The organism is Petrimonas sp., from assembly GCF_963921705.1.
GTDB lineage: Bacteria > Bacteroidota > Bacteroidia > Bacteroidales > Dysgonomonadaceae > Petrimonas > Petrimonas sulfuriphila.
Window position 1 is genome coordinate 2,210,652 of sequence record NZ_OY997410.1, and the last position, 21,522, is coordinate 2,232,173.

The following is a 21,522-nucleotide window of genomic DNA, read 5'->3' on the forward strand; positions in this document are numbered from 1 at the left end:
ATTTAAAATTTTACTAAATATCGAAATCCGAAACGGTGACGGTTAATTTTTCTCCGTTCCCGGTATGACAATTCTCTACGGTAAAAACGGTTTCAGGTCCAGGAATAGTTAGTAAGACGGTTTTATTTGCTGGGAGAATGTATAAATTATTGCCGGCAACTGCCCGGTAAGTAATGTCGGAGATATTAGTTACTTCTGCTCGTTTTTCATTGATGATACGTATTTTCACGGAGGCTTTCAGCAAGCCTTTCAGGTGTTCCTGTTTACCTGCCAGCTCACCGTGAAAATAAGCGATACTTCGTTTTGCAAACAGAGCTTCCTTGATGCTTTCCACACTTCGCTCTTTGGCCAGAACGAGTGTCATGGGACGGATTTTGTTCCCCGCACCGTAGTCGGTATTTATCAAACCATGAATATCTGTATTGGCCATAAAAGCCAGATTATTATTTTTGCTCCAGTCAAAAGTTACCGGATAATATTCCATGTAATTAAATACTTCTACACCGTGAATTTTTCCGGCTTTTATCAGTTCTTCGTGAACGGGGTAAAGGGTTGATTTGTCATCGGGCCAGCCGGGGTGATTCCACATAATGAACGCACCTTGTTGTATAGCTTTCTCAATAGCCTCCAGGGGATCTTCAACATCCATGGGCATGGCATCACTGATGAAAAGTGCGTTGAGATGACCCAGGGGTTTGCTTCGGGTGATTTCTGTTCCGTGAATAACCATAAATCCGGTGGCATCTCCGGCTCTTTTGGCAATTTTATACGATTCGTTCAGGTCTCCCTTGAGGGTTTCTTTGTTCGGCCGATACTCAATGTGATCGGTTATAGCAATGGCATCCAATCCTTCCTGCCAGGCTTCTGCTACCCGGATATCGGGCCAGACCTTTCCATCTGAAAAAACGGTGTGAATGTGAAAATCGCATTTCAATGTTTTATAACCGTCAATGTCAGGAATGTGAATTTCGCTTCTCACGCGCGAATTATCCATCTCCGTTACCTCGTAAACATCGTTGTTGCGTAGTTGTGCTTGAAGGGACAAAACGCTGCATAACATTAAAAAAACGGAAACCTTTTTCATGTTGCTTTAAATTTAGTACTATCGGTATAGGTTTTAATTGAGTTTAGAAAGCCCGGTTGTTAAGCAATATACGCTCCAAAACGATGGTTTTTGGAGCGTATATACTAACATTTGAGCGGAAAACGAGACTCGAACTCGCGACCCTAACCTTGGCAAGGTTATGCTCTACCAACTGAGCTATTTCCGCAATTATTTATTCCTTGTTGAAAGCACTCCGGCAACTCTTCACCGGTTCCTTGCCAAGGTTAGGGTTATCTTCTCCTTTTGGGGCAAGGTTATGCTCTACCAACTGAGCTATTTCCGCAAAGGGGTTTATTTTGTATGGATTCAGCGGATGGACTGAATTCATGTTGCAAAGATAATTTGTTTTTTTGAACTTTAGAAATTTATTTCTCAGAATTTGATCCATCCCGCTATTTCCGACAGGAATTTCTCATCTGTCTCATCAAAATGGTTGAGAAATTCACTGTCCACATCCAAGACCGCAGTAATTTTTCCGTAATGAAAAACGGGAACGACAATTTCTGATCTGGACAAAGAACTACAGGCAATGTGTCCGGGAAATTCATCTACATTGGGAACAAGAATTGGTTTTTGCTCTTTCCATGCCGTGCCACACACTCCCTTTCCGTACCGGATACGCGTACAGGCAACCGGACCCTGAAAAGGTCCCAGTACCAACTGTTCGTCTCTGACGATATAAAAACCTACCCAAAAAAATCTGAAAATTTCTTTTAAGGCTGCAGAAATGTTTGCCATGTTGGCTATCACATCTGTTTCAGACTCTACCAATGGCTTTAATTGCAGGATTAAAGTTTCATATTTTTCTGCTTTTGAAATTCCTTCCGGAATAATTATCTCTTCTGCCATGCTTTTGTTCAACTAAAAATCGCACTACCGAAACCGATAATGCGATTTTATATAGCCTACCTTTATTAATTATTTTACTTGTTCCTGAGCTTCTTTTACCATCTTGGCATTTGGAAGAATGAAAACTTCTACACGGCGGTTCTGAGCTCTTCCGGCGACTGTACTGTTGTCGGCAACCGGTTGGGAGGATCCGTAACCTTGAGAAGTCATGCGAGTTCCTGCTACACCTTTGGATACGAGGTAATTGTAAACTGATTCTGCACGACGATCAGAGAGCGGATTGTTGATAGCGTCACTACCCGTACTGTCGGTATGCCCATAGATTTTAACATCTGTATCGGGGTTATTCAACAGAGATGTGGCAAATTTGTCCAGGGAAGCACGTGATGCTGTGTTTAAGGTGCTTGAGTTGGTTGCAAAAAGGATTCCTGATTCGAAAGTAACCTTTATAGCCTCGCCTTCGTTGATCTTTTCAACCTGTGCTCCTTCAATTTGTTCCAGCTCAGCTGCCTGCTTATCCATCTTGTTTCCAATAATGGCACCAGCAGCTCCACCGAGAACAGCGCCGATTCCTGCACCCCAAGCTGCGCCTTTGCCTCCGCCTGCAATTGCACCTACACCGGCTCCTACTGCTGCGCCTGCACCTGCACCAATACCTGTACCTTTAACCGTGTTGCTTGTTCCGCAACCGGATAATACCAAAGCACCACCTAAAATAATGATGCCAAAAAATTTAAAAATCTGTTTCATAGTTAATGTTTTTGGAAAATATAGTTAATTGATTTGTTAAAAGAATTATTCAAAAAGATTCAAAGTGTCGCAATACGCTAATTCACCGGCAACGATAGCTTCGACCTGTTCATCGGTAAAATCCCTGATCTTGTCTTTACGGGCGTTTTTAATAACATAGTCCAATAGCTCATCTTCGTCAATCTCAATGTCTTTGTCATCATCTTCATCCAGAAAGCCCTTCTCTTCGTAAAACTCATATACCAAATCAACGATGTAGTTGATTTCGTCATCCGAAAATTCGTTTTGCATTTCTTCAGGCAGACTTTTCCGTATAAATTTTACGGATTCATCTTCATCGTACTCAATAATAGTTTTCTCTTTACTCATACCGATAATATTTGTAGTTTACTTTTGATTGAATCAGTAGTATTATTTTTAATTTTCAACCTCAATCTTAAAACAACTATTCAAAAAATAAGTTCAACAAGTACTTGGGATTTTAGGGAAAACTTACTCTGCAACCTAAAAAAAAGGAAAATCAGGAAGAAAATTGTAAAAAGTCTTACCCAAGAGAAACTGATTGAGTTCGTAAGGTTATTGGCAGATTCGACGAAGATTAAGCTGGAGATAAAAATTGAAGATTCAATAGTGCTAAAATATCTTGTAACACTTGAAAAGGATGCGGCTGAACCAGAGAGTGCCAACAAGGGCACCTTGTAAACCTATTTTAAACAAATTGCCCAAAGGCATGCCGGTATGCCGATACCGGATGAAGAAGGTTCGGTTTAAAAGGAAAACAGCCCGAGAGAAAAATTCTCCCGGGCCATTTTCTATCGTTGAAATTATTGAAAATTCTACGTTTACTTGCGGTAATTTTTCTTTGCTGCTTCTTTTGCCCTTTCGCGAGCTTGTTTTTCCTGCATTTTTTGAGCTTCAGCCAGTCGAGCCATAAAACCCGATTGTTTTTTGGGCTTTTTCTTGTTGGCTTCCAGCTGGGCAAGCAGTTTATCTTCGTTCAGAAACTGTTTGAACAGGAACGTAAACCCAATGGTGAACAATGTGGATAAGAAATAATAGTAATTCAAACCTGCGGGATAAGAGTTCAGGAAAAAGAACATCATAACGGACATAAGAATGGGCATCGATTTCATTCCCGGCATTTGGGTCTGCCCGGTATCGGTGGCCGCCATGTTGTATTTGGTGTAAAACACGTTCACTACCGTCATCAATAAACAAAACAAGCTGATGTGGTTCCCGAGGAACTTCGAAATAAACGGAATATTAGCCTCCCACCTTATAATGGAGTCGAATGTGGAAAGGTCGTGTGCCCACAGAAAACTTTGCTGGCGCAACTCGATTGCCGAAGGGAAAAAGAAGAAAAAAGCAAGCAAAATAGGCATTTGAAGCAACATCGGGAAACATCCGCTCATAGGGCTTGCCCCAGCTTTGTTATACAGTTCCATAGTGGCCTGTTGACGTTTGAGCATCATTTCCTTATCCTGTCCGGGATATTTGGCTTCAATTTCTTTGATTTGCGGGCGTAGCACACGCATTTTCGCAGATGATTTAAACGACTTATATGTCAACGGAAGAATGATCAACTTGATTAAAAGTGTCATTATAAGAATAATGATTCCCATTCCCCAATCGAATTTCAGGAAGTAATTAAATACGGGAATGGTGAAATATTTGTTGATCCAACTTAACCATTTGTATCCTAAATCTACCAGTTCTTCCAGATAAAGTTTCTGATTGTTCTCCTTGATCGCTTTATCGTAGTTTTTCAGTGTATAAAAATGGTTTGGCCCGAAATAGTAATTAAAAGATGCGGTGAGTTCGTCTTTCTGCGGGTCGGCAGTTACCGGAACCCAGGTTTCAGCCTTGTAATCCTTGATGTGCTCGGTTGTACTGAGCGGTTGGGATGTAAGGATGGTGTTGCTGAAAGGTTTTTCGGCAATAATGATCGTGCTGAAGAACTGATCTTTGAATGCAAACCATTTCACCGGTTCGGTAAGCTCTTTCCGCTCGTTTTTGCTATCACTTAATTTCTGGACATCTTGTCCCAGGTACCTGTAGTTTAATCGTGCAAAACGGTTCTCAAACTGGCGTCCCTGCTCTTGCTGACGGACTTTTTGTTCCCAGTTGACACGGAAATTTGTTAAACTCTCCGGATGCAAACCGTTTTTCATTCCGGCTATCCGGACATCAAAGTCCAGCATGAATTCATTGGCGGGAAGAGTGTAGATTAAGTCAATGTGTTGTTCCGGAGAACTTTCTAAACGCATCACTACCGACTTTCCGTCGGCGGTTGGTATTGGAGTAAACCATTGATCTTCCGTGGATAAACGAACGCTGTTTCGGTTAAAGAGTTCCAGGTTAAACCGGGCTTCGTCACCTTCGAAAAGATAGAGACTGTCGCCGTTAAATTTCTTCTCGCCTTTGAGTTGTACCGAATGAATGCTTCCGCCCAATGTGCTTAAGACCAATTTAAGCTTTTCATTTTCCAGGGTGACAAATTCTTCTACGGCGGCCTTTATTTCTGTTGTTGAATCGGTTGGAGCACCAATTGAATCATTGACAGCAGGTGTTCCGGTTGCGAAAAAATCGGTAACTCTACTTTGCTGTTTGATTTCAGAAGTTTGCCTGGGATCATCGGTTGCCAATCGTTCCGCTTCTAACGCAGCCTTTTGGGTTTCGACTTGTTGTATTGAATCGCGCAACCTTTGTTGCTCCGCTATCTGTTCCTGGCTGGGCCGGTTTAAAAACGTGAACGCAATAACGATTGCACCAATCAGTAAAAAACCAATAATTGTATTTTTATCCATTCTTACACAATAAAAGAGAGCGAATTGAATCACTCTCGCAATTATTCAAAATAATTATCTTTTTTAATCGAAACCAACATTTTCGTTGAGTAAATCAACCAGAAGCCAAGCTTGCCCGGATAATGAACATAGGCGACTCAAAATGGCACACTTTAATAAACTTGTTTTCTCGAAGCTACAAAGGTACAAAAAAAAGTAAAACGAATAACAGAAGAACTGTTTTTTAGTGAATCAGCTATTTGTTATCGACAAGGTGAAATATATTTCATAATTGATAAAATTATTGTTTTTTCGTATCATATTAAAATTATATTTGCCAATAACGTATTACTTTTGTAGTTTTGTGCCCGGAAATAAAAAATATTTACGAAATTTATGAATCCTGTTACAGAGAAAATAAAAATGGTGTGTGCCGGCAAAAATATTCCGGCGGAAGAGCTGGCGGCTAATGCAGGCTTGACTGTAGAACAGATTGAACTTATTTTTAACAGTGAAAAAATACCCTCGCTGTCATCGCTTATCAAAATCTCCAGGGCGCTGGGAGTTAGATTAGGAACCTTTCTTGACGACAATGAAAACATGGGCCCTGTTGTCAATAAAAACTCCAGGCAATCGCCTCCGGTTACTTTTACCAGCCATTTAACCAATGCCAATTCACACATCGATTTTTTTTCTTTAGCGGCAAGCAAATCAGGAAGGCATATGGAGCCGTTTCTTATCGACATAAAACCTTCCTATTCATCCAAAATGACTACTTCTTCGCACGAGGGAGAAGAGTTTTTGTACGTTTTAAAAGGATCGATAACTGTTTTATACGGATCGGATAAGTTTGTTTTGAATACCGGTGAAAGCATTTACTACGACTCAGTAGTAGAGCATCTGGTAATCTCGGCAAGCGATGAGCCTGCTCAGGTGCTTGCGGTAGTATACACCCCTAATTAATTCACCGTTTTATGCAACTTTTTGAGAAGACACTAGGTGATTGGCTCGAGTACTGGGCCAATGAAACCCCTGATAAAGAATATATTGTATATTCCGATCGAAACCTTCGCTTCACATGGAAGTCGTTCGATGAACGGGTAAACAACATGGCCAATGGGCTGTTATCGATCGGAGTAACCCGAGGAACTAACGTAGGGATTTGGGCACAAAATGTTCCCGATTGGTTAACAGTGCTTTATGCCACGGCAAAAATAGGTGCTGTGGCAGTGACTGTTAACACTAACTACAAAACCGAAGAACTGGCTTTTGTGCTGAAAAATGCGGATATGCACACGCTATGCCTAACTGAAGGAATCCCCGGTAGTGATTATATTGATATGATTTATGAACTTTTGCCGGAATTGAGAACCACACAACGCGGAAAACTCAAAAACGACCGTTTTCCCGGGATGAGGAATGTGGTATATATTGGACAGGAAAAATTCCGCGGGATGTACAACACAGCTGAGCTTCTTTTAGTAGGTGCCAGCCGTCCCAAAGATGAGTTCCGTGCGCTCCGAGAGCAGACCGGTTGCCACGATATAGTGAATATGCAGTATACATCGGGAACAACCGGATTTCCAAAAGGCGTGATGCTCAGCCACCACAACATCACCAACAACGGTTATTTAACGGGTGTCCACATGAAATTCACACCCGATGATAAGTGCTGTATCTGCGTTCCTTTGTTCCATTGTTTTGGCGTAGTGTTGGCTACGATGTGTTGCCTCACTCATGGGAGCACCCAGGTAATGGTGGAGAGATTTGATCCGCTATTGGTTCTGGCTTCTATTCACAAGGAGCGCTGTACCGTCTTGCACGGCGTTCCTACTATGTTTATTGCCGAGTTGAATCATCCCATGTTCCCTTTGTTCGATATGAGTTCGTTGCGGACGGGAATAATGGCTGGTTCGCTTTGTCCGGTAGAACTGATGAAGCAGGTAAACGAAAAAATGTTCATGGACATTACCAGCGTGTACGGACTTACTGAAACCTCGCCGGGAATGACACAAACCCATGTTGATGATCCATTCGGGGTACGTTGTTCAACCGTAGGGCGTGCCTATGAGTTTACCGATGTTAAGGTGCTTGATCCGGTTACAGGAAGAGAATGTCCCGTAGGAGTAGAAGGAGAAATGTGCTGTCGCGGTTATAATGTGATGAAGGGTTATTACAAAAACCCGGAAGCAACTGCTCAGGTAATTGATGCTAATGGATACCTGCACTCGGGCGACCTGGGTATGAAAGACGAAGACGGCAATTATCGTATCACGGGAAGGATCAAAGACATGGTTATTAGGGGCGGAGAAAACATTTCTCCCAAAGAAGTAGAGGATTTTCTTTATAAAATGCCTGAAGTCAGGGATGTGCAGGTAGTAGCAGTGGCTTCACCCAGATATGGGGAGGACGTGGGTGCTTTTATTATCCTAAAAGAGGGAAAAGAACTGACGCGTGAAGATGTCCGCGATTTTTGCAAGGATCATATTGCCCGGTACAAAATTCCAAGATACGTGTTCTTTATCAGTCAATTCCCAATGACAGGAAGCGGTAAAATACAAAAATTCCGTCTGCGCCAAATGGCATTGGAAATGTGCGAAGCGCAAGGCATTGAGATAATTTAAGGGTCGTCATCGACCTGAAGAATGAATCAGTTCCCTCGCTTTTTCGATAATGGAGTCTTTTCCTTTTGATTTGTCACTTTCAGTCATGGAAACATATACATCGGGTTCGATACCGAATTCGATATGTTCCTTGTTAACATTGTACATGGGTGATGCGGAAAACCGGATAGACCAGCCATTTGGTAGTTCCGACGAGAAAGGTAATCCGCTCCCGCCGCCGGTTTTATCCCCAATAATTGTAGCGTTTGGGGCATGTTTCATAACGTTTACGAAGTCGTTCGTGGCGCTGTAACAACTTCTGTTGGTCAGAACAATTACCGGCTTTTGATACCTTATCTTGTCGTAGCTGTTCACGTATTTGGGATAAAAATCAGAAAAGTCGGAATGCCCTTTACCAATCTTGTGGGAAATATATCCTACCAGTGTTTTTTCGTTGAAAAATCGTGAAGCAATTCGCTCTACGTTGGTTAAACTGCCTCCTCCATTGTTGCGGACATCAAAGATGATTCCTTTACAAACAGCCATCTGGCTTAATACCTGCGACATATTTGCGTCACCGATATCGTTCGAAAAGCTACCGTAGTAAACGTAGCCGATATTATCGTCCAAAATTTTATAATACATTCCACCGGCAATGGCGAAATCTCGCTCAAGGTATTTTTTCTGAATATTCGGGTCAAAGTTTAACGGGAAATCCTCCGTCCAACTCCAATAACGGGACATGTCGTGCGAGGCAATCAAGTTTACATGTCCGTCTTTCAGCTCGGAGAGCATTTCACCCATTAGGTTGAAAAGGGCGTAGTTTCCCATATCGTTCTTTACCCTTGAACCGTACTTTTTGTACACGGCATCCCAGTCAATTTCCTTGTATTCAAAGAAACAATAATTCTCATCGAGAATCTTCCAAAGTGCGTCGAAGTTACTGCGTGGTTCGTTATCAAAACGCATACTGTCTTCGCATCCCGAAAGAACGGAAAGCGAAAAGAGCAAAATCAACAGGTGTTTTATTTTTCTGAATATCATTGCGCTAAGGTAATAACAATTTTTTAAAGTCATCAAATGAATTGCGGTAATAATTCAGGTCGATATCGTTAACAACACCGGAAATTTTTCCTGTATGCGAAAATTGCCACATTACCCAGTTCTTATAGTCACCGCCGGGTTCTTTATGTAAGTCGCATATCCATAACGGGTTGTCTGGAAAATTATCCTTTATATACATTTTATAGCATTCCTTGTTGGTATATATTACCGGACGTTTGCCGTATTGTTTAAACAGTGCGGACTCGAGGTTTCTGAGCTCTTTTATCATTCTCCCGTGCGACTCTTTATCGTTGCAGGCACGGTTGATAGCAGAATGTTCAACATCTATGGCTGGAATCATGTCGCCGGATTGCAGGGTCGAATTTCGTATGAAATGCTGTGCCTGTTTTTTACCGTCCCGTCCGAAAGTGTAAAAATGGTAGGAGCCAATTCTCAGGCCCGCATCTTTGGCTACTTTATAATTTTTCTTGTAATCCCTGTCTTTGTGCTTCGATCCTTCGGTTGATTTCAGATAGACAAACGTAATGTTTTCTTCCCGGAGTTGGTGCCAGTTGATATAAGAATTATGATGAGAGACGTCTACCCCGCGAACCAGGTACTTTTGAGAGAACTGTGGATGGTCAAAAGAATGAAATATTTCATTCGTCGAAAAGCGGATGAACCGATAAACGCCAACGGCAAAAAGAGCAGCCAGAAAAACGACAATAAGCCAAACAACCTGTCGTCCATTTTTGCTTAATTTTAGTCGTTTCCCGCGGCTGTATGCAGCCCGTCTTCTTTTTGCCATTGGCGTTCAAATACAACAAACTCTCTTATTCGCAGGGAATCTTGTTGATTCTTCTCTCGTGTCTACCACCTTCGAAAGGCGTATTGAGAAAGGTTACCAGGATTTCGTAAATTTCTTCCTCGTTTAGCAGCCTGCCTGGCAAGGCCAGCACATTAGCATTGTTGTGAGCACGCGCCAGATAAGCTACTTCTTTGTTCCAGCAGAGGGCGGAGCGAATATCCCGGTGCTTGTTCATCGTCATATTTATACCGTTCCCCGATCCACAAGCAGCAATTCCAGGATAACATTCTCCGTTCTCAACGGCTGTTGCCAGGGGATGGGCAAAATCGGCATAATCTGAACTTTCTTCGGAATAGGCACCAAAATCTTTGAAAGGAATTCCCTTTTCCGTCAACAGTTTGATAACAATTTGTTTGGCCGCAAAACCAGCATGGTCTGAAGCCAATCCAATGGGTTTCTCTGTTTTATCGAATAAAGACATGATTCTTTTATTTAAACTCAAAACTTGTTATAGTAATTTTTTCACTTGCTCATACACGTTTTTACCCGTGTAGCCGAGTTTTTCATCCAGGATCTTGTAGGGTGCCGAAAATCCAAAAGAATTCATTCCCCATACTTTTCCGTCTGCACCGACCAGGCCTTCTAGCGTTACAGGGAGTCCAGCGGTTAAACCGAATTTCTTTTTGCCTTCAGGCAGAATCGATTCCTGGTATTTTTTGGTTTGACTGCGGAACAATCCTTCTGATGGAACAGAGACGATTCGCGTTTTTATACCATCGGCTTTCAGTAGTTCTGCTCCCTCTGCAAGTGTGGAGACTTCCGAGCCCGAAGCCAGGAGAATCACATCATAGTCATTCTCATCCTGTACCACGTAAGCTCCTTTTTCAGCCTGTAATGCTTCTTTGTACCGGGATCCTGCAGCGGGTAGATCCTTGATGTTCTGTCTCGATAAGATCAACCCTGTAGGCGTCTGTGCATTTTCCAACGCCATTTTCCAGGCGACTGTCGTTTCATGCACATCTGCAGGACGGAGAACAAGCATCGAATTTTGTCCGTGGTGATTTTGTAGCTTTTCCAACAACCGGATTTGTGCTTCCTGTTCAACGGGTTGGTGTGTTGGCCCGTCTTCTCCTACTCGGAAAGCATCGTGAGTCCAGATGAAAATAACGGGCGTTCCCATCAAGGCGGCTACACGAATTGCCGGCTTCATGTAATCGGAGAAGGCGAAGAACGTACCGCACGCAGGAATAACGCCTCCGTGCAAACTCATTCCGATACACATGGCCGACAGGGTGAACTCGGCTACACCGGCTTGCAAAAATGCTCCGGAGAAATCATTCTTTTCAAATGCTTTCGTATACTTTAAAAAACCGTCTGTTTTGTCGGAATTTGACAAGTCGGCTGAAGCAACAATCATGTTTTCTACTTTTTGAGCCAAAACGCCCAGGACGGTCGCCGATGCTGCACGAGTAGCGTTATCCGGTTTTTGCCCGATAGAGGCCCAATCGATTTCGGGCAGTTCCCGGGCAAACCAGCGGTGTTTTTTCGCTGCAAGTTCGGGATTGGCTTTTGCCCATACATTGTACCTTGCTTTTTTAGCAGCTACGATATCGTTGAGTTCTTTTTTTCTCTTCTCGTAAAGTGCTGTAACTTCGGGGAAAATAACAAAAGGATTTTCCGGATCACCTCCCAGGTTTTTAACGGTTTGAGCAAAATCAGCTCCTGCTGCACTTAGGGGTTGTCCGTGTGTTGATACCTGGCATTCAAACGATGTGCAATCTGCTGCCAAAGCACCACGCCCCATGATGGTATTACCGATAATCAGTGTCGGGCGTTCTTTTTCCGCCTTGGCTTCCGTTAACGCTTTGCGGATTTCATCCACATTGTTTCCGTCTATCGTGATCACTTTCCAGTTCCACGCTTCGTATTTCTTGGCTACATCTTCACTTGTAACGGCGTCTGTAGTGGTAGAAAGCTGAATGTTATTGGAATCATAAAACATGATGAAATTATCCAATCCCAAGTGGCCGGCAAGCCGCCCTACCCCTTGTGAAATCTCTTCCTGAATACCACCGTCCGTAATGTATGCATAAATGGTATGATCAATGGTATCTCCCAGGCGTGCTTTTAGAAATTTAGCGGCAACAGCGGCTCCGGCACCGTAAGCGTGTCCTTGCCCCAGAGGCCCCGAAGTGTTTTCAATTCCCCGTTCGATATCCCGTTCCGGATGGCCGGGTGTGGGGCTACCCCACTGGCGGAATGCTTTGGTCTCGTCTATCGAGAACTTACCGCTTAAACACAAAACCGAATAGAACATAGGCGACATATGTCCCGCATCGAGGAAAAACCGGTCACGGCCTTCCCAATGAGGGTTTTCGGGATCGTATTCCAGAAATTCGCTGTAGAGAACGTTAATAAAATCAGCACCACCCATAGGGCCTCCCGGGTGTCCTGATTTTGCTTTTTCTACCATTGATGCCGACAGGATGCGGATATTATCGGCCGCTTTGTTCATTAATGCATTGTCATTCATAAGATTAGGAAATATTTATTTTTATCAGTTTCTAACGGATCCTTATTGATGTAATTCGTGGAACAGTTTCTTATCATACAAAGATACGGTTTTTTAAAAATAAAGGGGTGTGAAAATTGACATCATTTTGTGGATATTTGACTCTTTTAATTTATTAACTACCTTTGCAACGTTTAATACAACAGAAATGCCGCTGAGTAAAAACAGAATAAAACAGATTCGGTCTTTAAGTGAAAAAAAGTACCGCAGCGAACACGGTACGTTTGTCGCCGAAGGGAAAAAATTGGTTCTCGATTTGCTTGGTAATTGCCGGTGCCAGTTTTTAGCCGGATTACCGGATATTTTGCAGGAGATCCCGCGTTTATCGGCAGAAGAGATGGTAGAAGCTACCCCCGAGGAACTGAAAAAGGCATCTCACCTGAAAACCCCGCCGCAACTTATCGGTATTTTTTATCAGCCCAAAAACGCTCTTGAAGAAATTGAGTTTGTTGGTAAGTTGCACCTTGTCCTCGACGGAATTCAGGACCCGGGTAATATGGGTACCATTGTCCGGTTGAGCGATTGGTTTGGCATTCAACACGTTTTCTGTTCACCCGATACCGCCGACATTTTCAACCCCAAAACAGTACAAGCTACCATGGGGGCTATTGCACGGGTCAATGTTCATTATGTAGACCTGAAGGACTTGTTAACTAGAAATAACTCATTGCCTGTTTTCGGTACATTGCTGGAAGGTGAAAACATTTACAAGGCAGAATTACCGAAAAACGGATTTATTGTTATGGGGAACGAGGGAAAAGGAATTTCCCCCGATATTCAAAAACTCATTACCCATAAACTGTTTATTCCTAATTATCCAACAAATTCTCAAACATCGGAATCACTAAATGTGGCTGTGGCTGCAGCCATTGTGTGCTCCGAATTCAGAAGAAGGGTCTGAACCGGCAGATTCAGTACTCCTGCCAGCTTTTGATTTTCAACTGCTCTACATCCAACATGCAGAAAGCAGTAATAAAAGCCGATGCCAACCGTGCGTTGGTGATAAGCGGAACGTTAAAATCCACCGCAGTGCGCCGGATAATGTAACCGTTGGTAAGCTCGCGTCGGGTAACATCCTTGGGGATATTGATAATCAGATCGAACTTATTGTGGGTAATCATCTCCTGAATGTTGTGTTCGCCTCCTTCATCCGGCCAATTCACATCGGTAGCTGCAACGCCGTTATCGGTCAGAAATTGTTGTGTCCCGTGGCTCGCATACAAGTCGTACCCTTTGGCATGGAGCAGTTTGCAGGCTTCCAACAAATCCACTTTCGATTTCACTTCTCCCGACGAAATCAGGATCCCTTTTCTGGGAATCCGGTATCCTACCGAAAGCATCGATTTAAGAATAGCCTCATTAAAGTCGTCGCCTATACAGCCCACTTCTCCCGTCGAGGCCATGTCTACTCCCAAAATCGGATCAAACTTCTGTAAGCGGGAATAGGAGAATTGTGACGATTTCACACCGATGTGGTCGAGATCGAAAACAGTGCCGTCCGGTTTGTTGTAAGAGGCTCCCAGCATTACACGGGTTGCTGTGTCGATAAAGTTATGCTTGATGACTTTGGAGACAAACGGGAATGAACGCGAGGCGCGCAAATTACACTCGATGACCTTTATTTCATTGTTTTTAGCTAGAAACTGAATATTAAACGGCCCACTTATATTCAACTCTTTGGCAATCTGCCGAGATATCTTCTTGATGCGGCGCATGGTTTCGAAGTATATTTTTTGTGCCGGGAAAACCAGTGTGGCGTCACCTGAATGCACACCTGCAAACTCCACGTGCTCAGAAATGGCATATTCCACAATTTCGCCTTCTTTTGCCACAGCATCCATTTCCACCTCCTTGGCATTTTGCATGAAAACAGAAACTACTACCGGATATTCTTTGGACACGTTGGCGGCCATTTCGAGAAAACGGTGCATCTGTTCTTTGTCATAACAAACGTTCATGGCTGCTCCCGAAAGCACATACGACGGACGGATCAATACCGGGAATCCTACTTCTTCAACAAACTTATCCACTTCTTCGTAGCTCGAAAGCTCTTTCCATCGCGGCTGGTCGATACCCAACCTATCGAGCATGGCAGAGAACTTGTGCCGGTTTTCCGCACGGTCAATCGATTCGGGAGATGTCCCTAAAATGGGCGCGTTTTGGCGATGCAGCTTCATGGCCAGGTTATTTGGAATCTGCCCACCCATGGATACGATTACTCCTTTGGGAACCTCAATGTCAATAACGTCGAGCGTACGTTCAAAAGTAAGTTCGTCGAAGTATAACCTGTCGCACATATCGTAATCGGTGGATACCGTTTCAGGGTTATAATTGATCATTACTGACTCGTAACCCAATTTACGTGCAGTCTCTACGGCATTTACCGAACACCAGTCGAACTCAACCGACGACCCGATGCGATACGCTCCCGAACCCAGGACGATGATTACTTCCTTACCCGATTTCACAGGTTGGTAGGCTTTGTCCGATCCGTACGTGAAATAGAGATAATTGGTTTTCTCCGGGTCTTCCGATGCCACTGTGTTGATACGCCGGACAACAGGCAAGACGTGTTGCTTTTTCCGCCATTCGCGCACACGGATCAATTCGGGTTCCATTGTTCCCTGTGGGTTTTCCACGTAACGGGCTATCTGAAAATCGGAGAATCCCAGTCTTTTCGCTTCCGCAAGGACCTCTTTTGGCAGGTCCTCTATTTTCTTGTATTGGGTAAGCACATGTGTGTAGTTGTAAATATTCTCCAGCTTTTCGAGAAACCATTTGTCAATCTTTGTCAGCGATTCAATCCGGTCTACCGTGAATCCTTTTTCAAAAGCATCGGCAATGGCAAAGATGCGCAAATCCGTAGGATTGGACAGTGCTTCTTCCACGTTATCGAATGTAAGGTCGCGGTTGCCTACAAAGCCGTGCATACCTTGCCCGATCATGCGCAACCCTTTCTGGATGATCTCTTCAAACGATTGCCCGATAGACATGATTTCACCCACTGATTTCATGGATGAGCCAATCTCACGACTCACTCCGGCGAATTTAGACAAGTCCCAGCGGGGGATTTTTACAATCATGTAATCCACTTTTGGGGCCACATAAGCCGAATTGAGCGTACCCATTTCGCCGATCTGATCAAGTGAATAACCCAATGCCAACTTGGTTGCCACAAACGCCAGCGGATAACCCGAAGCCTTGGAGGCCAGTGCCGATGAGCGGCTCAGGCGGGCATTGATTTCGATAATGCGATAATCATTGGTTTCCACGTTAAACGCATATTGGATGTTGCATTCACCCACTATCCCGATATGGCGTACAACACGGCGGGCTATGTCTTCCAACAAGGCTATCTGTTCCCTGGAAAGAGTAATGATGGGTGCCACAACAATACTTTCTCCCGTATGTATTCCCAACGGGTCAAAATTTTCCATGGGAACGACTGTAAAACAGTGGTCATTTTTGTCGCGGATAACTTCAAACTCAATTTCTTTCCATCCTTTCAGGCTCTCTTCCACCAGAATCTGTTTCGAGAACGAAAGGGCGCTTTCGCAAAGCGTAACAAACTCTTCTTCGTTGGTGCAAATTCCCGAGCCCAGGCCACCCAGTGCGTAAGCTGAGCGTACCATTACGGGAAAACCAATTGTATGAGCCGCTTTCAGTGCATCTTCCATGCTTTCCACCGCTTGCGAAACCGGTGTTTTGGCATCAATCTGGTTGAGTTTCTTTACAAACAAATCCCGGTCTTCGGTAATCATTATCGCTTCAACTGAGGTGCCCAGCACTTTTACATCATATTTATCCAGTACACCGCTTTGATACAGTTCCGTCCCGCAATTTAGTGCCGTTTGTCCGCCAAAAGCCAGCAAAATGCCATCGGGTTTTTCTTTCTGAATCACTTTCTCTACAAAAAACGGGGTGATCGGAAGGAAATAAACCGTGTCCGCCACCCCCTCGGAAGTTTGTATGGTTGCAATGTTAGGATTGATAAGTACCGTGCTTATTCCTTCCTCCCTCAAGGCCTTTAATGCTTGTGATCCTGAATAATCGAACTCACCTGCCTGTCCGATCTTTAATGCTCCTGACCCCAATAAGATAATTTTTTTGATTGATTTGTCCATTTTTATTTTTGTTCAAAACGTTCTGTATGTTTTTAATTGCTGACTTCAGGCTTCAGCTCTCTTCTCTAACAGATTTCAGTCGGAAGAACGTCCAAAGGTCTGATGCCTGTCACCTTCTACTTTGTATCATAAATCAGTACACGTGTCCACCAATTGGCGTATTTTTCGCGGAATTCGTCGTGGATGGGATGTGTCTGATACACATCGTGTCCATTTTCGTCATCGAAAACAACAAGCAGTGAAAACGTATATGTGGTATCAATAATTTCACGGTTTGTGGCTGCCGGAGTACCTATATGCCTGAACCGAACGGTTTCCACAGATGCCAGTTTAATTAACGCTTCGCGAAAGTCACGTTTTACTTTTTCATCGTCAGGCTGCTTAAGCCAGAAAAAAACGTGATGCATAAACTTACCGCTTATATCGTTTCCTTTTCCTTTTGAACGGCAACTTGTCAGTACTGGTGCTGCAGCAATAGCGCCCAAAGCTGCCGTTTGTTTTAAAAAGTTTCTTCTGTCAGAATGCTTCATACGGATAAAAAAATAAGTGATTTGCTGACTTGGAGGAAATCAACGAATGGATTGTAGAACCGGAAAGGAAGGAGTATTTGTACATTTACTGTTTTAGTTTGCAAATTTACACAAAAATAACCGAATTAAATCTCATTTTTTGACTAAAACGCCGACTGAAGAAGAATATTTGCTAACTCTTTTGTTTCCAAGGAAAAGATTTTCTTAACTTTGCCTCTGCATTAATCTACAAAGCCTCAATGAGAAAATTTAAACTTGTTATTGGGTTGACAGCTATGTTTCTTGTGCTGCTTCTCACCGGATTTATATACGCTACCTTTTTCAGACCGCATTATGCGGTGCCCGAAAACAATACGTTGGGATTATTGATTTTTGGGTCGATCATCGGTGCGGTTATTGCTTTTTTGATTTTCAAATTGATTTACCCATCAAGCAGTATTGGCAGTTCAACGAACGTTACTTCCCATACCGTTGTTGAAAGTATCCGCAGGGTGTTTAAAATTGTGGTAGCTGAAGGCCAGTTGAATGAAATCTATAACTATGAGAACACAAAAAAACTGCTAAAGTTTATTCCTTCGACCAAAAAAGCCCTGGTCATTGTAAAAGCTAAAGTGCTGATTGGTTATGATATTGAAAAATGCAAATGGGAAGTGGATAATGAAAATAAAATAATAAAACTACTCACCTTCCCGGCTCCAGAGATTCTTTCCCTTGACCCGGATTTCGATTATTATTATTTCGAGGATGACCTGTTTAACTTTATTAGCCGGAAAGATTTGCAACTCATTCAAGGGCTGGCAAAAGAACAGGTAAAACAGGCAGCATTAAACAGCGGATTGATGAAAATTGCATCGATGCAGATGAAGACCCTGTTGACCGAAATGCTAAACGCGAATAAATGGCAACTGGAAGGTGTGGAGAAGATTGAGGATTATCACGTGATCCCAGTTGCCCCACAAAAATCAGAAATAACCATAGGTGACAACATTACCTTGTCGGAAGTGGACACCCTTCGCAAATAACCACAAAAAAACCGGGCAATCTATAAGGACAGCCCGGCACTAAAAAATTAACATGAATTATCTAAAACCTGTACCCGAGTGTCAGCAATCCTCTTACGGATCTGTTTTTCAGGGTAAAGGGAGATGCATCAATAACTAGTTCTTCCCGTGTATCACCGTTATAGGTAAACAGGTTCGGAAACGGATACAGCTGGTCTTCCTGGGTTTGATAAACCACCGCCAGATCGGCATAGAAATTTCTGTTGAACCGATAACCCAATCCTCCGGTGAGGTAATGGGTATCACCTTCCATTCTGTAGATGGTGTTTGAACCAGATACAGCGGCATCTCCTGCTTTAGAAAAATCAGCATCATACGGGTTCTGCATCCATGCGTAACCCAATCTTCCTGAAAATTGCGGAGTAAAACGGTATTCTGTACCCACCCTTACAGTAGATGCAACTTTAAAATCTTTTTTGATGTAATCGTTATCAATATCGTACCAATCTTTGCTGGAATAACTACCGGAAGGCACGCTCAGTTTCATGTTCCGATAGTTCATCACTTCGTAATCGGCACTCAAGATAAAACTGTTTCCTAAAACTGCGGCACCGCTCAATACCCATTTATCGGGAGTTTTCAAATCATAATGATTTGTAAATTTGGCAGAGTTAACCCAGCCTTTCTCATACTTCGGGTCATCGATATAAGCTCCCAGGTCATCATCAACCCTCGCCTGATAAATTTCCGACATGGAATACCATGTGGGTGTATGGTATGCCAAGCCAATCCTGAATGAATTTACGGGGCGGTAAATTACCCCCAGCTTGGCACCAACTCCGGCACCGTTTGTTATTATCTCGTTGTTCAGTGTATAACCTCCGCTGTTAAAGTCTTCCAGAAAATCGGTAGAAAGAGAGTGGTTGATGTCAGATATATTCAGTGCTAATCCAACATTCACCACATTATTTATAGTGGTTCCGATGGTAAAATCATAATTATCGATATATCCCCTTTCCGATGATTTTATTTCTTGTTTAGCTTGTTCTCCTTTCGTATCTAAAGGAGTATAATAATATTTTCCATCCGTGCCCATATGATCATTGATTAACCATGAGTTGAACCCCAGTACGGAAAGCCAGGGCTGATCGATGAACGGATCAGGTAAATTGTCTCCCATTTCCAGCTTGGTAGCGTCAACTCCAGAACTTCTGTCTGCCATGTAATCCAACATGGTGCTTTTGGCGTTTCCGATGGCGTTGATATCGGTATTGAACGTTTTTTGTTTGTTGTACGAAAAACCGAAATTAATCATGGGCATTACCTCGTTTCTCAAGGGAAAGTACCCGACAAATCCCAGGTTATGCAGGTTGAAATCACTCACTTTTTTGTCGATATCACCCACCTTGGCTGTGTTTTGTTGTATTCCTAACGTACCCACTACTTCTGAGCTCCTGTAAACAGCAATTCCGGCAGGATTGATGGAAACACCCGTGATGTCTCCTCCCAGTGCGCCAAAAGCATTGCCCATTGCCATAGAACGTGCTGTTCCGTAAAGCTCATTTCGGGAATACTTCAAAGCTTCCACTTCTCCTTGCGAGTAGGAGTAGTTGGCAATAAACACTAAAGAGAAAAGAAAATATGCAAATTTTTTCATTTTTATAGTTTTTATTTTTGTTTTCACTAAATTATGCTCTTTCCTGCCAGGCAAAATACAAGTAATCCAGGCATATGCTCGTACGGTTTTACAAAATGTTGGATAAAAAATGACTGCCTCATTTAAACCCCTTCTGAGATTTTTGTGAAGCAGTCATTGTTTATTGTTTATAGTTTAACGACGTCCTCCACTGCTACGACCGCTGCTTCCGCTGCTATATGAGCCGGAAGAGGAACTTCTACTGGAACCCGATGAGGAGGAACCAAACGATGAGCTGCGGCTTGAAGAGTCGTACGAAGACGAACGACTTGAGCTTGAACTTCTGCTTGGAGCGGAATACGAACCGCTGCCCGACGAACTTCTCGAAGGTGTTGAGTAGGTATTGCTTCTGCTCGACGAGCTTCTTTCGTAAGTATTGCCACCGCTTCTCGCCGGCGAGGTGCTGGAACTACCCCTGCTGTTATATATCCTGGAATTGGCACCTAATGTGCCGGTGCTGGAGGAGCGGGAAGAAGATGAGCCTCTGTTTATGATTTGGCCGGACCGGGAGTCATAGACTCTTCCGGTGTTATCGATAATCCTTGTTCTTGGTGATGCAGATGAACTTCTGCTGTAAGCCGAGGAACTTCTGCCTGAGGCAGTTCTTGTGGAGCTACCAATCGCCGAGCGGCCTGATGTTGCGCTTGAACTTCTGCCTACACTTGCTACAGATGATCTGTTAGCAATGTTTGCCGAGCTTCTTCTGTAACTTCCCGTACTTCTGCCGGAGCGATTGTTGCTTAATCCGGAATAGTATCCGTCGTAGAAACCGCTATAATAACCACCTCCGTACCATCCGCCGTAACCGTAATACCAAGGATCATAGTAACCACCGTAGTACCAGGGAGAATACCAGGATGAGTACCACCCACCGTAATACCATGGGTTGTGCCAACGGCTGTAATACCACGGGCTGTACCAACGGTTGGAATAAGGATAACCCCATCCGTATCCGTAGTACCAGGGATCATACCAGGGATCGTACCACGGATAGTAGCTGTTCCAACCCCACCCTGTACCGAAATAGAGGTTAGAGCCCCATCCACGGTTATCGTAATAATCGGCGTAAATGTCGTCACCTACATAAACAGTAACCTCATCGGCACCGGTTATCTTGATACTCGATTCCGGGTCGTGATACTTGATAATCCTGTCTGTATATTCGTATTGCTGATAGGCTGTATCTTCAAGAATTACTGTGTCATTGGCAGCCAATTCTTTTTGTTCACGACGGTTATACTCGTCAATATTGCGGCCGTTTGCTCGGACTTCCATATTGGATGCTTTTCCCTCAACAACAACAATTTTCTTTTTTTGTGGTTCTTGTTTCTTCTGAACCTTTAGGGTTGTAGTGTTTTGAGCGGGATCGGCATAAATATCATCCCACTCCTGGGCAAAACCTATAACGGGCGCCAGGACCAGCAACCCCGAAATAATTAAGTTTTTAGTTTTCATAGCTTTTTCCCTTTATTTTTTGTTTTTGGTTGTTTTAAATAATTCATTCCGCAGAGTTTGACAATAATTCATTCATTTGGTTTAACTCACTGTTCCGTTATTTATCATCCACAAATATACAAATTTTTAAACGTCAACTCATCGATTTGTTTATTATATAGATGAAAAATGTATAAAAACGCTGCACTTTACGTAGTTA

18 protein-coding genes and 1 tRNA gene are annotated in these 21,522 nt (G+C 43.2%); 5 read left to right on the top strand and 14 right to left on the bottom strand.

The genetic code is table 11. The features are described from left to right. Window positions 1-13 precede the first annotated feature (13 nt). Complete coding sequence (locus AACM02_RS09165) at window positions 14-1,084, bottom strand: PHP domain-containing protein (RefSeq protein ID WP_339116770.1); 1,071 nt, start codon at window positions 1,082-1,084, stop codon at window positions 14-16. Window positions 1,085-1,198: 114 nt separating this feature from the next. After that, a tRNA-Gly gene (locus AACM02_RS09170) sits at window positions 1,199-1,271 on the bottom strand. Between AACM02_RS09170 and AACM02_RS09175 the strand changes: the two genes are divergently transcribed. After that, entirely contained in the window at window positions 1,245-1,427 is a 183-nt protein-coding gene (locus AACM02_RS09175) for a hypothetical protein (protein ID WP_339116771.1), read from the top strand. The two genes, AACM02_RS09170 and AACM02_RS09175, sit on opposite strands and share 27 nt — an antisense overlap. A 50-nt stretch (window positions 1,428-1,477) precedes the next feature. Here AACM02_RS09175 and AACM02_RS09180 read toward each other — a convergent pair whose 3' ends face one another. The 4 genes from AACM02_RS09180 to yidC all read right to left on the bottom strand — a co-directional run bounded on the left by AACM02_RS09180 (window position 1,478) and on the right by yidC (window position 5,511). Then, window positions 1,478-1,954, bottom strand: coding sequence for a GAF domain-containing protein (locus AACM02_RS09180; protein WP_332457599.1), 477 nt, complete (start codon window positions 1,952-1,954; stop codon window positions 1,478-1,480). 69 nt (window positions 1,955-2,023) lie between these two features. Continuing rightward, window positions 2,024-2,704: an OmpA family protein gene (locus AACM02_RS09185; protein ID WP_286854210.1), complete on the bottom strand. Its 681-nt coding sequence runs from the start codon at window positions 2,702-2,704 to the stop codon at window positions 2,024-2,026. Between the two features lie 45 nt (window positions 2,705-2,749). Continuing rightward, window positions 2,750-3,073, bottom strand: a complete 324-nt coding sequence (locus tag AACM02_RS09190; RefSeq protein WP_286854212.1) for a hypothetical protein — start codon at window positions 3,071-3,073, stop codon at window positions 2,750-2,752. Between the two features lie 473 nt (window positions 3,074-3,546). Then, on the bottom strand, window positions 3,547-5,511 hold the full coding sequence (yidC, locus tag AACM02_RS09195) for a membrane protein insertase YidC (protein ID WP_332457598.1): 1,965 nt from the start codon (window positions 5,509-5,511) through the stop codon (window positions 3,547-3,549). 375 nt (window positions 5,512-5,886) lie between these two features. Between yidC and AACM02_RS09200 the strand changes: the two genes are divergently transcribed. Both AACM02_RS09200 and AACM02_RS09205 read left to right on the top strand, forming a co-directional pair. Then, entirely contained in the window at window positions 5,887-6,453 is a 567-nt protein-coding gene (locus tag AACM02_RS09200; protein ID WP_339116772.1) for a helix-turn-helix domain-containing protein, read from the top strand. A gap of 11 nt (window positions 6,454-6,464) precedes the next feature. Then, window positions 6,465-8,114: an AMP-binding protein gene (locus AACM02_RS09205; RefSeq protein ID WP_339116773.1), complete on the top strand. Its 1,650-nt coding sequence runs from the start codon at window positions 6,465-6,467 to the stop codon at window positions 8,112-8,114. A gap of 6 nt (window positions 8,115-8,120) precedes the next feature. On the opposite strand, the gene AACM02_RS09210 is transcribed toward AACM02_RS09205, so the two are convergent. Genes AACM02_RS09210 through AACM02_RS09225 form a run of 4 tightly spaced genes read right to left on the bottom strand, consistent with a single transcriptional unit; the run spans window position 8,121 to window position 12,478 of the window. Continuing rightward, window positions 8,121-9,137 (bottom strand): S41 family peptidase, encoded by a 1,017-nt coding sequence (locus tag AACM02_RS09210; protein ID WP_339116774.1) that lies wholly within the window; start codon window positions 9,135-9,137, stop codon window positions 8,121-8,123. 4 nt (window positions 9,138-9,141) lie between these two features. Continuing rightward, window positions 9,142-9,945, bottom strand: a complete 804-nt coding sequence (locus tag AACM02_RS09215; RefSeq protein ID WP_214062292.1) for a glycoside hydrolase family 25 protein — start codon at window positions 9,943-9,945, stop codon at window positions 9,142-9,144. 25 nt (window positions 9,946-9,970) lie between these two features. Continuing rightward, window positions 9,971-10,426: an RpiB/LacA/LacB family sugar-phosphate isomerase gene (locus tag AACM02_RS09220; protein ID WP_332457593.1), complete on the bottom strand. Its 456-nt coding sequence runs from the start codon at window positions 10,424-10,426 to the stop codon at window positions 9,971-9,973. 27 nt (window positions 10,427-10,453) lie between these two features. Beyond that, a complete protein-coding gene (locus AACM02_RS09225) occupies window positions 10,454-12,478 on the bottom strand; it encodes a transketolase (protein ID WP_339116775.1) in 2,025 nt (674 codons plus the stop codon). A 187-nt stretch (window positions 12,479-12,665) separates the two neighbouring features. On the opposite strand from AACM02_RS09225, the gene AACM02_RS09230 reads away from it, so the two are divergent. Further along, entirely contained in the window at window positions 12,666-13,418 is a 753-nt protein-coding gene (locus AACM02_RS09230; protein ID WP_332457616.1) for an RNA methyltransferase, read from the top strand. A 10-nt stretch (window positions 13,419-13,428) separates the two neighbouring features. On the opposite strand, the gene carB is transcribed toward AACM02_RS09230, so the two are convergent. Then, a complete protein-coding gene (carB, locus tag AACM02_RS09235; protein ID WP_332457591.1) occupies window positions 13,429-16,641 on the bottom strand; it encodes a carbamoyl-phosphate synthase (glutamine-hydrolyzing) large subunit in 3,213 nt (1,070 codons plus the stop codon). Between the two features lie 116 nt (window positions 16,642-16,757). After that, the gene (locus AACM02_RS09240) at window positions 16,758-17,171 is read right to left on the bottom strand and encodes a Dabb family protein (protein WP_214063674.1); all 414 of its coding nucleotides are present in this window, start codon (window positions 17,169-17,171) and stop codon (window positions 16,758-16,760) included. A gap of 239 nt (window positions 17,172-17,410) precedes the next feature. On the opposite strand from AACM02_RS09240, the gene AACM02_RS09245 reads away from it, so the two are divergent. Next, a complete protein-coding gene (locus tag AACM02_RS09245; protein ID WP_214063675.1) occupies window positions 17,411-18,193 on the top strand; it encodes a DUF4230 domain-containing protein in 783 nt (260 codons plus the stop codon). 61 nt (window positions 18,194-18,254) lie between these two features. Here the strand turns inward: AACM02_RS09245 and AACM02_RS09250 are convergent, their stop codons facing one another. Together AACM02_RS09250 and AACM02_RS09255 are read right to left on the bottom strand one after the other, a co-directional pair. Then, window positions 18,255-19,829 (bottom strand): OmpP1/FadL family transporter, encoded by a 1,575-nt coding sequence (locus AACM02_RS09250; RefSeq protein WP_339116776.1) that lies wholly within the window; start codon window positions 19,827-19,829, stop codon window positions 18,255-18,257. A 174-nt stretch (window positions 19,830-20,003) separates the two neighbouring features. Next, window positions 20,004-21,323 (bottom strand): hypothetical protein, encoded by a 1,320-nt coding sequence (locus tag AACM02_RS09255; protein WP_214062564.1) that lies wholly within the window; start codon window positions 21,321-21,323, stop codon window positions 20,004-20,006. Window positions 21,324-21,522 lie beyond the last annotated feature (199 nt).